The following is a 13060-nucleotide window of genomic DNA, read 5'->3' as shown; positions in this document are numbered from 1 at the left end:
AGGGTGAAAGGTTATTCGGTGGAGAGTATGCGGAGAAGCTGGTCGGGCTCCCATATCGCCTCGCGCAGCTTCCCCTTCATTCCGTCCAGCTGCTCCAGTGCCTGTTCCTTGGTCAGCTTGCCGCTCCGGTAGAGGAGCCGCAGGTTCTTGCGCACCGCCTCGGCGGTCACCAGCGCCCGTTCGCCGGTGGGGTCGGCGTGGAAGTAGCGTGATTCCTCCATCTCGTTGAGGAAGTCGAACACCGCTTCCTGGGCGAGCCCCATGTACTCCTCCCGGTCGCTCTCTTCAAGGTTGTAGCGGGAAGTGTCGCTCAGGGTCTGCAGCACCTGCTGCCATTTTTCCAGCCGGCTCACCAGGAGGATGGAGTTGAATATCCGCTTGTTGGTGCCAAACGAGAAGATGGTGTCCGACAGGACCTTGCGCAGCATGGCGTCGTTGGCCCGGTAGTTTTCCTGGGAGATCTTCCGGGCGGTCTCCCATATCTCCCGCTCCACGAAGTTCTCGAAGCGCATCTCCCAGTAGGCATGTTTCAGGGTCAGGCTTGCGAAGCTCCGCATCACCTTGAACGGAACGAAATAGTTGTGGGCGATGGTGTCGGCGGCCAGGTGGGAGAGGTAGCCGTAGGCGCAGGCCTTCTGGGGATCGGGGCCGGCGTACCCCAGGACCTTCATGCCGACTTGCCAGCGATGGCAGTGAAGAAGATAATGGGTGAATTTCTTGCCGATGGTGATGTCGGCGGCGAGGCAGCCGTAGAGGAAGTCGTAGGGGTACGCGCCGATGACGGCTGCTACGGCGGGACGGACTGCCGTCAGGTTATTCAGTACCGCAGTTCCCAGCTGCAGGTGAATACCACCCCCCCAGGCCAGGGCGTCGGCGGGGGTGCATATGATAAGCAGCAGCGCTGCCCCGATGAATAACATAGGGGCAAATGATATTGAATATTTACGCAAATGTAAAGGGGTTTGGGATGACGGCGGATGGATCTACGGCCGACCTGGTCGCCTCGCTGAAGGCGTACCTGGAGGAACTGAAGGAGAGCGGCGTGGACGGACTGCCATGGGCTCCTCCGCAGGGGAATGCACCGGTTCCGGCCAAGGCAGGTACGGGAGAAGAAGTCCCTGTGCCCATTGCCGGTGTGCCGGTTGAAGGCGAGAGTCTTGACCGGATCAGGGGAGACCTGGGGGAGTGCCAGCGGTGCGCCCTTGGCGGGACCAGGACCACTCTCGTGTTCGGAGTGGGGAATCCCCGGGCCAGGATCGTCTTCGTCGGTGAGGCGCCAGGCCGGGATGAGGATCTGCAGGGGGAACCGTTCGTGGGGGAAGCGGGGCAGCTTCTGAACCGCATCATCACTCGCATGGGGCTGAAGCGGGAGGACGTCTACATCTGCAATGTCCTTAAGTGCCGCCCGCCGGGAAACCGGAACCCGGAACCCCACGAGATCGATCAGTGCGGGCCGTTCATGCTCCGCCAGGTGAAGGCGATTGCCCCCGAGGCCATAGTAACGCTCGGCACCTTTGCCACCCAGACCCTCCTGGGGACGAAGGCCCCCATCTCGAAGCTGCGCGGCAAGTTTCACGATTACCACGGCATCCCCCTCATGCCGACCTTTCATCCTTCGTTTTTGCTGCACAATAAAAAGGATACGAGTAAGTTCTGGAATGTCTGGGATGACATGGTGCAGGTACTGCAGAAACTCGATATGACGGTGCCTGACGTCAAGCGGAAAGAGTGATGTTTAGGGATAGCATGGGAGGAGGAGTCGTGTACAAGAAAGTCTACGAAGAGCCGATGACCGCAGGAGTGCCGCTGCCGTTCCGATTGCCGGAATGGATCGCCTGCGCGCCGTTCGAGGAGTACCTGGGGATGGATATCCAGGAGGCGCGGGATGGCAGGGCGGTGCTGACCATGCCGTTCAAGGTGAAGCTGGCCCAGGGGAAGGGGCTCATGCACGGCGGGGCGGTGACGGCCCTGGCCGACACGGCGGTAGCCATGGCGATCAAGAGCGTCCTGCCGGAGGATACCCACTTTGCCACTATCGATCTGGGGCTCAAGTTCCATGCCCCGGTGCGGGGGGGTACGGTGAAGGCGGTGGCTCGGGTGGCGGAGCGGGACGACCGGACCATCCGGGGGGAGGCAGAAGTCTTCGACGAGGACGGGACGAAGGTAGCGACTTTTCACTCGGTGTTCAAGGTCAAAAAATAGATCATAGGCGAATCCTGTATGCGCTCGCCGTCAGGGGCAATTACAAGATCGTTTTCCGTTGTCGCGAGAATGATAAGGGCATCCGTTGGATGCCCTTTTTTCGTGCCCGTAATAACCGGGGAACCTTCGGAATTGTATTTCCCGGGAAGAATTGTAAGCTTGTACCCATGGCAGCAGTCAGCGATCAGGAGGTATACCATGGCAAAAGAGCGGCTGGTTGTTATCGGCGGCGATGCAGCGGGGATGAGTGCCGCATCCCAGGCTAAACGTCGCCGTCCCGATCTGGAGATCGTCGTATTCGAGAGGAGTCCCCACACCTCGTTTTCCGCCTGAGGGATTCCCTACTATGTCGGCCGGGTTGTCGACAGGGAAGAGTCACTCGTTATCCGCACTCCGGAAAAGTTCCGGGACCGGGATGGAATCGACGTCAGGATTCTCCACGAAGTTGAAGAAATCGATGCGACTGGGGGGAAGGTACGGGTGCGCGACCTGCGGAGTGGCCGCGTTGTATGGGAACCGTATGACCACCTCGTGATCGCCACCGGCGCGGTGCCGATCTGCCCGGACCTTCCCGGATCTGACGCCGTGGCCATCTGCGGGGTGAATACGCTGCAGAGCGGTATCGAACTGCGCCGGATCCTGGACGACGGAGGTGCAAAAAAGGGAGTTGTCGTGGGGGGGGGCTACATAGGGCTGGAGATGGCGGAAGCCCTGGTCAGGCGCGGCCTGGAAGTGTCGCTGATAGACAGGTCTGCCGAGGTGATGGGGACCCTCGATGATGACATGGGGCAGCTGGTTTCCCAGGCACTGCGGGATTTCGGGGTGACCCTCTACCTGGAGGAAGCTCTCACGGGATTCGATACAGCAGGAGGAAAAGTCACGGGAGTGGTGACCGACAAGCGGAGCCTTCCGGTCGACATCGTGGTACTCGGCCTCGGCGTGCGGCCCAATACGGCGCTTGCCGCCGCGGCGGGCATCCCTCTCGGGGAGAAGGGTTCGATCCGGGTGAACGGGCGGATGGAAACCGGCATGGCCGGCGTATGGGCGGCAGGGGATTGCGCCGAGTCGTTCCATCTGGTCAGCCGCAGACCCTTCTATATAGCTCTCGGCACCGTCGCCAACCGCCAGGGGCGGGTAGCGGGCATCAACCTGGGAGGTGGCTACGCCACGTTTCCCGGGGTAGTGGGAACCGCGGTCACAAAAATCTGCCAGGTGGAAGTTGCCCGTACCGGCCTTCAGGAAAAGGAACTCGGGATGTTGGGCATCGAGTGGGCAAGCGCCGTAATCAAGAGCCGGACCAAGGCGGGGTACTTCCCCGGTGCCGGGGAAATAACGGTGAAGGTGCTGGCTGAAAAGGGTAGTGGCCGCCTGCTGGGAGGCCAGATCGTCGGGATGGAAGGTTCGGCCAAGCGGATAGACACCCTGGCGACCTGTCTTCATGCCGGCTTGACGGTGGAGGAGATGATCAATCTCGATCTCGGCTACGCGCCCCCCTTTTCACCGGTCTGGGATCCGGTCGTGACCGCTGCGCGCGAGGTGGTCAAGAAGCTTTAACGGATAGAGGAGCCATCCAGAGGGATAGCCGTCCAAGGTACTATCACACAACACGATCAGGGAGGTTCAGATGAAACTGTCATTCCACGGTGCCGACCAGGATGTCACCGGCTCCTGCCACTTGGTTGAATGCGCGGGGAAACGGATCCTCATCGATTGCGGCCTTTTCCAGGGTGGGCGCGAGCTTGACGAGGACAATGCGGAACCCTTTGGTTTCGATCCGGCCGGTATCGACTTCCTGCTGCTCACCCATGCGCACCTTGACCACTGCGGTCGCGTACCCCTCCTGGTCAAGCGGGGCTTTCGCGGCGAGATCATCACGACCCCGGCATCGCGGGAACTGGCCCGGATGGTGATGCTGGATTCCGGTAACCTGCAGGAAGAAGAGGCACAGGGGAAGCAGCGCCACGCCGCTCGGCGGGGAAATCGCGAAGAGGTCATCGAACCTCTGTACACCGAGCAGGACGCCCTGTACAGCCTCGACTTCTTCGGCAGGGCAGCCGGCTACGGTCAACCTATGGATCTGGCTCCCGGCGTACGGGCGACCTTTATCGATGCCGGCCACATCCTTGGTTCAGCGTGCATTTTTCTTGAGCTGACGGAAAACGGCCGGCAGCGGGGGGTGCTTTTCTCCGGCGATCTCGGCAATAACGGCCGGCCGGTGGTGCGGGATCCGGCACCGCCCCCCCGCTCCGACGTGGTGGTCATGGAGACCACCTACGGGGACCGGCTGCACAAGCCGCTGGAGCCGTCGGTCGAGGAGCTGTACGAGGCGATTAACGATACGTTCAGGCGCGGCGGCAACGTCGTGATCCCGACCTTTGCGCTGGAACGGGCCCAGGAGCTCCTGTACTACCTGCGAGAAGGAGTGGACCAGGTGCGCCTGCCACGCTCGATGCCGGTCTTCCTGGACTCGCCCATGGCGATTTCCGCCACCGCGGTCTTCGGGCGCCATCCCGAGTGTTACGACGAGGAGACCGCTCAGCTGTTCCGCGAGGGTCGCGACCCCTTGAGCCTGCCGGGGCTTTCCTTCACGCGCGGGACACAGGACTCCATTGCCATCAACCGGGTCGTCGGCGGGGCGGTCATTATGGCGGGATCGGGGATGTGCACGGGGGGGCGTGTGCGCCATCACCTCAGACACAACCTCTGGCGAAACGCCTCGAGCATCGTGTTTGTCGGCTATGCAGCCAACGGCACGCTTGCCCGCAAGATCGTCGATGGTGCCACACACGTCCATCTGTATGGTGATGAAGTCCCGGTAAAAGCCCGCATTTACACCATCAACGGATTCTCCGCCCACGCCGATCAGGCAGAACTCCTTGACTGGCACCGTCAGACCGGTGGCCCGGAGCGTACTTTCCTGGTCCATGGTGAACAGGAAACGATGCGCAACTTCGCGGCTCTCCTGAAAGATACTCGCGTGGAAATGCCGACACCACACCAGGCCTTCGAGTTGTGACACAAACCACAAGCCGCGGCTCTTACGGGATCCTCCATGCTAACGGGCGTAACGGAGATCGCTATTTATGGACAAGCGAACAGCATACGTCGAAGCCCTCTCTGCACAGATAGTCGAATGGGACGTCCAGATCGATCTGCTCAAGGACAAGGCAGAAAGCGCCCCGCCCGCGTTGAAGTTTGACTGTTATGGCGTAATCGCAGCCTTGCAGCTCAAGCGGGATGAGGCCGCGGTGAAGCTCCAAGGGATAGCGGCCGCCAGTGATGATGAATGGGAAGACCTTAAAACAGGAACTGAACAGGTATGGGAGGAGGTCAGGACTATCTTGCGTGACACGATCGTGAAGATTACGTAAGTAGCTACCGCTCCATCCCCAGACGCCGCATCTTCTCCACCAGCGTTGTGCGGTTCAGGTTCAGCATGGCCGCGGCTTTGGCCTTGACCCCGTTGGTAAGGCTCAGGGCTTCGAGGATCATCATTTTCTCTATTTCGGTAATGGTCTTGACCAGGTCCACTCCCTGTTCCGAGACCTTGGTCAGAGCCATCTCGGATATCTTGCGGGGGAGATCGTTGAGGGTGATGACGTTCTCCTCCGTAAGCGCGACAGTGCGCTCCACGACGTTTTCCAATTCCCTCACGTTGCCGGGCCAGCTGTACAATTCCAGCGCCTCCATGGCATTTTTCGCGATGGTCATGAGGGGGCGCTTCATCTCCCGGCAGTATTTTTCAAGGAAAAACCTGACCAGAGGCAGGATGTCTTCGATCCGCTCCCGCAAGGGGGGGATGTGGAGGGGTATGACGTTCAACCGGTAGTAGAGGTCTTCCCGGAACGTTCCCTTCTGCACCTCCTCTTCCAGGTTCTGGTTGGTCGCCGAGATAACCCGTACGTCGATCTTGATCGGCCGGGTTGAGCCGACTCGTTCCACTTCCTGCTCCTGGAGGACCCGGAGCAGCTTGGTCTGAAGGTGCATCGGCATGGTGCCGATCTCGTCCAGCAGGATGGTGCCGTGGTTGGCGGCCTCGAATTTGCCGATCTTGTCCTTGTTTGCCCCCGTGAACGCCCCCCGGACGTAGCCGAACAGCTCGCTTTCCAGCAGGTTTTCCGGGATCGCTCCGCAATGGACGGCGATGAACGGCTTGTCCTTCCGGCTGCCGTTGAAGTGGATCGCCTTGGCGACGACCTCCTTGCCGGTCCCCGATTCGCCGAAGATGAGGACCGTGGAGTCGGTCTTGATGATCCGTTTCATCAGGTTGAAGACCTTCTGCATGGCGGGGGAGTTGCCGACGATGTTGGCGAATTCGTACTTGTCGCGGAGCTGTTTCTTCAGGTAGACGTTCTCGGTGAGGAGCCGGTGTTTTTCCACCGTCTTGGCGAGGATGATGCGAAGTTCGTCGATGTTGAGCGGCTTGGTGATATAGTCGCAGGCCCCTTCCTTCATGGCCTGTACCGCAGTTTCCGCCGACGCGTAGCCGGTGATGAGGATCACCTCGGTAAGAGGGGAGTCTTCCTTGACCTTTTTCAGGATGTCGATACCGCTGGTATCCGGGAGGAGCAGGTCGGTGATGACGATGTCGTACCGTTCCCGCTGGAGGAGCTGGAAGGCCTCCTGTCCCGAGCCACAACCGGTAATCTGATAGTCGCTGCTCTTTAGCAGCAGGACAAGGGCTTCACGGCTGGCGGTTTCATCGTCGATGAGGAGGATTTTGCTGCGCTCTTTCATGGCATCCACTCTCCTGAGGCGTTATACATAACATTATTACGATGGAATGACAAGACCCCCTTTGACCGGCGGGCGGAAGGGAGTATACTTTGAACAGTTGTGTTCACGGGGGTTCCATGGGGCGCATCGTTTTCTTCATCCTCTGCCTGCTTATTTCAGCCGTCGGTTTCAGTGCCGAACAGGGCAGGATAAGGGTCGTCGGCATCCATGATCCGATTACCCCCGTGACGGCCAGCTTTCTGCACCGCAACCTGCAGGAAGCGTCGCGCGACGGGGATCGGATGCTGTTGATCGAGCTCGATACCCCCGGCGGACTCGACACCGCCATGCGCTCGATCGTGCAGGATATCTTCGCCAGTCCGGTTCCGGTGGCGGTATTCGTGGCGCCAGCCGGAGCCCGCGCCGCTTCGGCCGGGGCGATCATCGCCCTGTCCGCTGATGTCTGCGCCATGTCTCCCGGCACCAATATCGGCGCCGCCCACCCGGTGAGCATCGGCGAGAAGCCCGACAAGGTTATGGAGGCGAAGATCGTCAACGATGCGGAAGCTTACGTGGAGGGGATCGCCCGTAAACGGGGGCGTGATGAGGCGCTGGCGCGGCAGATGGTGCGCGACAGTATCTCCCTCAGCGCGGAGAAGGCGCTGGCAGGCCGGGTCATCGATCTCATGGCGACAGACCGTTCCGATCTGCTCAGGCAGCTGGATGGGCGCCGCATCAACCGGGACGGCAGGGAACTGGTCCTGAAGCTGGCGGGAGCAGCGGTGGTGCCGGCGGAAATGGGGATGCGAGAGCGGATACTCAACGCCATCAGCAATCCCAACGTGGCGTATGTGCTGCTGATGATCGGTATGCTCGGTCTCTTCTTCGAGCTCTCCAACCCGGGTGTCATTCTCCCCGGGGCGATCGGCGGGATATCCCTCATTCTGGCGTTTTTCGCCTTCCAGACCCTGCCGGTAAACTACGCCGGCGTACTGCTGATCCTCCTGGCACTGATACTGTTCATCGCCGAGATCAAGATCGTGTCCCACGGAATGTTGACGGTGGGGGGGGTGATAGCCATGGTGCTCGGGTCGCTGCTGTTGTTCGAGTCCCCGGAACCCTACCTGCGGGTTTCCTGGAGCGTGATTCTGGTGACGGTGGTCGCCACGGTCGGCTTTTTCGTCTTTGCCGTCCGGAAGGTCCTGCAGGCCCACCGCAACCAGCCGACCACCGGCCGGGAAGGGCTGGTGGGGGAGGTGGGCGTGGCGGACGGAGAGCTCACCCCGGCGGGGGGGAAGGTCTTTGTACGGGGAGAGTACTGGGACGCCTGGAGTGAGGAACCTGTCACCGCCGGCGAACAGGTGGTGGTTGACGCGGTGGAAGGAATGCGGCTCAGGGTGCGGAAGGCCGGGACCCGGGACTAGGGACCAGGGACCGGTCAAAGCTTTTCGAAATATACCAGAAAATCAGGATGTTTTTTAAACCGGTTACCGGTCCCCGATTTCAAGGAGGTTTGTTCATGTTCGATGTTTTCAATTACGTGCCGGTGATCTTTGTCGCCATCCTCTGCATCATGTTTGCCGCAACCGCAGTGCGGATTCTCCCCGAGTACGAGCGGGGGGTGCTGTTCCGCCTTGGCCGGCTGGCCGGGGTGCGGGGGCCGGGACTGTTCTTCATCATCCCCGGTATCGACCGGCTGGTGCGAGTGTCGCTGCGGACCGTCGCCTTCGACGTTCCCCCCCAGGACGTGATCACCCACGACAACGTGACGGTCAAGGTTTCGGCGGTCATCTACTTCAGGGTCATGGAGCCCCAGAAGGCGATCGTTGAGGTGGAGAACTTCCTCTACGCCACGAGCCAGCTCTCCCAGACCACGCTCCGGAGCGTTCTCGGCCAGGTGGACCTGGACGAGCTTCTGGCCAACCGGGAGAAGATCAACAAGGAGCTGCAGGAGATCCTCGACCGGCATACCGGACCGTGGGGGGTGAAAGTCGCCAATGTGGAAGTGAAGAACATCGACCTCCCCCAGGAGATGCAGCGGGCCATCGCCAAGCAGGCCGAGGCGGAGCGGGAGCGGCGCGCCAAGGTTATCCATGCCGAGGGGGAACTGCAGGCCTCGGAAAAGCTGGCCCAGGCAGCCCAGGTGCTGGCCGCCGAACCGACGTCCCTCCAACTCCGCTACCTCCAGACCCTCACGGAGATCGCCGCCGAAAAGAATTCCACCACCATCTTCCCGGTCCCCATCGACCTGATCAAGATGTTCCTGGACAAAAAGTCGTGACCGGGGATGGGGGAGCGGGGACCGGTGTAACGCGAAACCATATGCTTCCCACCGATAACAGGCTGCTGGTTACCGGTCCCGGGTTCCGGGTCCCGAGTCCCGTCCCGTGTTGATGGAGATGCATGCCCATACGTCCGAGCACTCCCCCTGCAGCAGCGTTTCCGCCGTGGAACTGGTGCGGAGGGTCTTTGCCAAGGGATTGCAGGGGATCGTCCTGACCGACCACCATTACCTGTGGGGTGCGGAGGAGCTTAAGCATGTGCGGCGGGCCGCCGAGGTTCCCGACCATTTCCTGCTCCTGGCCGGTCAGGAGGTCTGTTCCGCCGAACTGGGGGACGTGCTCGTCTACGGCGCCACCGAATCCCTGCCGCTTGGCACGTCACTCCTGGATATCCGACGCCGTTTTCCCGACGTGGCCCTGGTCTGGGCCCACCCCTACCGGGGGAGTCGCATGCCGTCCGACGAGGACCTGCGGGATCCCCACCTGGATGGCGTGGAGATATTCAATTCCAACCAGTCGGTGCGGGGGAACAGCCGGGGACTCCAGGACTGGCACCGCCTGCATTTCACCGCCATCGCCGGTACCGATACCCACGGTGCCAGTTATGCCGGGACTTACCCGACCCAGTTCGACCACCCTCTCCGCACCATGTCCGACCTGGTGGAGGAACTCCGTCATGGGCGCTGCCGTCCCTTCTTCAAGGAGATCCCCCGCGCCGGTGCCAACACCCGGGTGACGGAGGTGACCATCGGGACCAAGGGGGCGGACGAGCTCCGGGAGAGGATTATCATAAAGAGTATCGAAAACCGTCAGAAGTGGAAGAATGCCGATCGGGCCTACCATATCATGGAAACCCTGGCGGAGCGGGGTTTCGGCGGTGGCCTGTTCCGGGTGCCGCGCCCCATCGACGAGGACCCGGCCTCCATGATCATCATTGAGGAGGGGCTGCGGGGGAAGTCCCTGTTCGACAAGCTCCTGACCGCCTCCCCCGCCGATGGCCGCGAGTACCTCCGGCTGGCGGCGCGCTGGCTCGCCCGTCTCCACAACTGCCGGCTGGTGATAACCTCACCCGATGACTTTCTCCCCCGGGAAGAGCTCCGGCTGGCCAAGTACCTGGAGCGCTTTACCGCCATCAACCACCGGCATACCCGCAAGGCCCGGGAGATCATGGAACTCGTGCAGGCAGAGGAGGCACGGCTGGTACGTGCCGACCCGGCTGACCTCGTGCAGGGGCACGGCGATTTCCATCCGAAGAACGTCTTCCTCGGCCAGGACAACCAGGAAAACCGGGAGACCCTGTTCATCGCTGCCATCGACTTCGAAAGCTCCCTTGTGCTCCCCCGGGCCTTCGATGTGGGGTGTTTTCTCGCCCAGTTCCGCAACCAGTTCTTTGCCCATCCTGCCAGGCTGCAGGAGTTTCCCGAGTCCCTGTTCCTCGATGCCTATCTGCATGACACCGGCATGGAGGGGGAGGAGTTCCGGCGCCAGGTCGAGCTGTTCCGTGCCCGTACCAACCTGAGCATCGCCGCCTATCTCATAAAGCTCGGGCTGGGGGAGAGTGAAGACCTGTGGCGGGTGCTGGTGGAAGCGGAACAGGCGGTCAGCTGTCTCGGGTGACGGGGGGTCGCTTCTGGCGTTGTCTTGATTTCGGGCTATAATGGGGAAACAGATACGATCACCATTTTATCGAGGAGGCATCTTCATGCTGAGCAAAAAAATGTACACCGCCCTGAACAAGCACCTGAACACCGAGCTGTTTTCGGCCCATCTTTACCTGAACATGTCGTCCTGCGCCAATGACATGGGGCTCAAGGGGACTGCCAACTGGTTCATGGTGCAGTACCAGGAAGAGATGGTCCACTTCATGAAATTCTACACCTATCTCAACAGCCAGGGTGAACCGGCGCTCGTGGAGGCCATGGCGGCACCTGCCAGCACGTTCACATCGTTCCTCGACCTGTTCGAGCAGACCCTCAAGCACGAACAGTACATCACCTCGTGCATCAACAACCTGGCCGACCTGGCGATCAAGGAAAAGGACCACGCCAGCGGCATATTCCTTCAGTGGTTCATCACCGAGCAGATCGAGGAGGAGGAGAACGACCGGGAGATCATCGGCAAGCTGAAGCTGATCGGCGACAACGGCCAGGGGCTCCTCATGCTCGACAACGAACTGGCCGCGCGGGTGTTTACCCCGCCGTCGGCAACTGCAGCCTAGGGACGTGCACGTGAAAGTCCGGTTCTGCGAAAACAACAAGGGGAAATCCCGGGTCTACCGGCGGTTGCAGGAGGAGTTCCCCGATCTGGATGCCAAGATCAAGAAATGTCTCGGGCAGTGCGGCAGTTGCGCGGAACAGCCCATAGCCACGGTCGGAGGTAAGAAGGTCAGGGGGAAGGATCTGGAGGACCTCTACCAGAGCATCGTGGCTGCCCTCCGGGAAGGTGTTGGCACGGAAGAGAAGGAGGACAAGGAGAAAAGAAAAGAGAAGAAAAACAGATAAAAGGAACAGGTACATTTAACAAAAAAAGCCCGCATCTGCGGGCTTTTTCATTTCACAGCAAACGTTACAAAGCTAGATTTTTTCGATTTTTGCCTTGCCCCGGAGGTCCTTCAGCAGCGCATCGATATCTTTCTGGATTTTCTGGTTCTTCAGGTAGTCGGCGATTTTTTCCTTCACGTCCTCGTACTTGAGGGTCTCGGCAGCTTTTTTGTCGGTCAGCTTGATGATGTGGTAGCCGAACTGGGTCTCAACGACCCCGCTCACTTCACCCGGTTTGAGGGCAAAGGCGGCGTCCTCGAAGGGCTTGACCATCTGGCCGTGGCCGAAGAAGCCGAGGTCGCCACCCTGTGCACTGCTCGGGCAGGTGGAGTCTGACTTGGCGATGGCGGCGAAGTCCTCACCCGCCTTGATCTTTTTCAGAAGGGCCTCAGCCTTTTCCTTCGCCTTCTTTTTTGCGTCGGCGTCCGCTTTGGCATCGACGCCGCACAGAATGTGGCTGGCCCGGACCGATTCGCTCTGCTTGAATTTTTCCTGGTTCTCGTCGTAGAACTTCTTCGTTTCGGCATCCGTGACGGTGACCTTTGCCGCTATCTCTTTTTCGATGTAGTTGTTGATAACAACATCCTTGACGGTGAGCACCTTCAATTCCGCCTCGGTGAGGTCGGCTGATTTGAGGGCGGCTGCGAACTCTTCGGGTTTGCCGAATTTGGCCCGGCTCTGGGCGATCTTTTCTTCGACCTGCTTGTCCAGGTCCTTGCTCTCGACCTTCTTTCCTGCCTGGTAGAGCAGTTCCGCCGAAATCAGCTGCTCGACCGTGGCTTCCTCGGCCTGGGTCCTCACTTCGGCGGGTAACTGGTCAAGGGTCATGTTCCGCTGGGAGAGAAGGACTTTCATTGCCCGGTCGACTTCACCGCGGGTGATCGCTTCGCCGTTGACCTTCACGATGACGTCGCCGGGGGATTTGCGTGCCACCGATTCCTGTTTGGCAGGTGCCGCAGGTTGCGCTTCCTTTGCTTCTGAGCCGAGGGCTGCACCTCCCTGGAGCACGAGGCCGGCAAGCGTGGCGCAAAGTGCGCCTGTTGCGAATTTACGGGGGAATTTCATCGAATGTTCTCCTTGTCTAATGGTGTGCGGCAAGTACACTTTTATATATCATCTTTGTCAGGTTTATCAAAGTGGAAAGGTCTCGTTCGTGTATACGGAGTGTTGTGGTCAATAAAACGGTATTATAGTGTTGACAGGTGTGCTTGAATCTGGTTTTATGTGCAGTGTCTTATGTAGAGCATAACTCTTCAAAATAACTAAACAAATTTAGCGTTACTAAAGTTTTTATTTATATTGTAACTGTTTTATTTATCG

General features: G+C 60.0%; 13 protein-coding genes. 10 read left to right on the top strand and 3 right to left on the bottom strand.

Annotation, left to right across the window (positions count from 1 at the left end; all coding sequences use genetic code 11):
- Positions 1 to 11: 11 nt before the first annotated feature.
- Complete coding sequence (locus KI810_RS11055) at positions 12 to 920, bottom strand: zinc dependent phospholipase C family protein (RefSeq protein WP_214175601.1); 909 nt, start codon at positions 918 to 920, stop codon at positions 12 to 14.
- A gap of 47 nt (positions 921 to 967) precedes the next feature.
- On the opposite strand from KI810_RS11055, the gene KI810_RS11050 reads away from it, so the two are divergent.
- From KI810_RS11050 to KI810_RS11030, 5 genes are all read left to right on the top strand, one after another.
- Positions 968 to 1732 carry a uracil-DNA glycosylase gene (locus KI810_RS11050; protein ID WP_214175600.1) on the top strand — a complete coding sequence of 255 codons (765 nt, stop codon included), beginning with the start codon at positions 968 to 970 and terminating at the stop codon, positions 1730 to 1732.
- A gap of 29 nt (positions 1733 to 1761) precedes the next feature.
- Positions 1762 to 2202, top strand: coding sequence for a PaaI family thioesterase (locus KI810_RS11045; RefSeq protein WP_214175599.1), 441 nt, complete (start codon positions 1762 to 1764; stop codon positions 2200 to 2202).
- Positions 2203 to 2400: 198 nt separating this feature from the next.
- A complete protein-coding gene (locus tag KI810_RS11040) occupies positions 2401 to 3756 on the top strand; it encodes an FAD-dependent oxidoreductase (protein ID WP_214175598.1) in 1356 nt (451 codons plus the stop codon).
- A 70-nt stretch (positions 3757 to 3826) separates the two neighbouring features.
- Positions 3827 to 5218 (top strand): MBL fold metallo-hydrolase RNA specificity domain-containing protein, encoded by a 1392-nt coding sequence (locus tag KI810_RS11035; protein ID WP_214175597.1) that lies wholly within the window; start codon positions 3827 to 3829, stop codon positions 5216 to 5218.
- Positions 5219 to 5285: 67 nt separating this feature from the next.
- Positions 5286 to 5573 (top strand): sll1863 family stress response protein, encoded by a 288-nt coding sequence (locus KI810_RS11030; protein WP_214175596.1) that lies wholly within the window; start codon positions 5286 to 5288, stop codon positions 5571 to 5573.
- Positions 5574 to 5577: 4 nt separating this feature from the next.
- Here the strand turns inward: KI810_RS11030 and KI810_RS11025 are convergent, their stop codons facing one another.
- A complete protein-coding gene (locus KI810_RS11025) occupies positions 5578 to 6939 on the bottom strand; it encodes a sigma-54-dependent transcriptional regulator (protein ID WP_214175595.1) in 1362 nt (453 codons plus the stop codon).
- A gap of 116 nt (positions 6940 to 7055) precedes the next feature.
- On the opposite strand from KI810_RS11025, the gene KI810_RS11020 reads away from it, so the two are divergent.
- The 5 genes from KI810_RS11020 (at position 7056) to KI810_RS11000 (ending at position 11701) form a co-directional block, all read left to right on the top strand.
- Positions 7056 to 8342, top strand: a complete 1287-nt coding sequence (locus tag KI810_RS11020) for an NfeD family protein (protein ID WP_214175594.1) — start codon at positions 7056 to 7058, stop codon at positions 8340 to 8342.
- A 95-nt stretch (positions 8343 to 8437) separates the two neighbouring features.
- Positions 8438 to 9199 (top strand): slipin family protein, encoded by a 762-nt coding sequence (locus tag KI810_RS11015; protein WP_214175593.1) that lies wholly within the window; start codon positions 8438 to 8440, stop codon positions 9197 to 9199.
- A 112-nt stretch (positions 9200 to 9311) separates the two neighbouring features.
- Positions 9312 to 10817, top strand: a complete 1506-nt coding sequence (locus KI810_RS11010; protein ID WP_246525537.1) for a phosphotransferase — start codon at positions 9312 to 9314, stop codon at positions 10815 to 10817.
- 85 nt (positions 10818 to 10902) lie between these two features.
- Positions 10903 to 11418: a ferritin gene (locus KI810_RS11005; RefSeq protein WP_214175591.1), complete on the top strand. Its 516-nt coding sequence runs from the start codon at positions 10903 to 10905 to the stop codon at positions 11416 to 11418.
- 10 nt (positions 11419 to 11428) lie between these two features.
- Positions 11429 to 11701 carry a DUF1450 domain-containing protein gene (locus KI810_RS11000; protein WP_214175590.1) on the top strand — a complete coding sequence of 91 codons (273 nt, stop codon included), beginning with the start codon at positions 11429 to 11431 and terminating at the stop codon, positions 11699 to 11701.
- A 72-nt stretch (positions 11702 to 11773) separates the two neighbouring features.
- On the opposite strand, the gene KI810_RS10995 is transcribed toward KI810_RS11000, so the two are convergent.
- Positions 11774 to 12805 (bottom strand): peptidylprolyl isomerase, encoded by a 1032-nt coding sequence (locus tag KI810_RS10995; RefSeq protein WP_214175589.1) that lies wholly within the window; start codon positions 12803 to 12805, stop codon positions 11774 to 11776.
- Positions 12806 to 13060: the final 255 nt, after the last annotated feature.

It is taken from the genome of Geomobilimonas luticola (genome assembly GCF_018476905.1).
GTDB classification, from domain to species: Bacteria; Desulfobacterota; Desulfuromonadia; order Geobacterales; family Geobacteraceae; genus Geomobilimonas; species Geomobilimonas luticola.
This window is presented reverse-complemented; position numbering and strand designations above follow the sequence as displayed.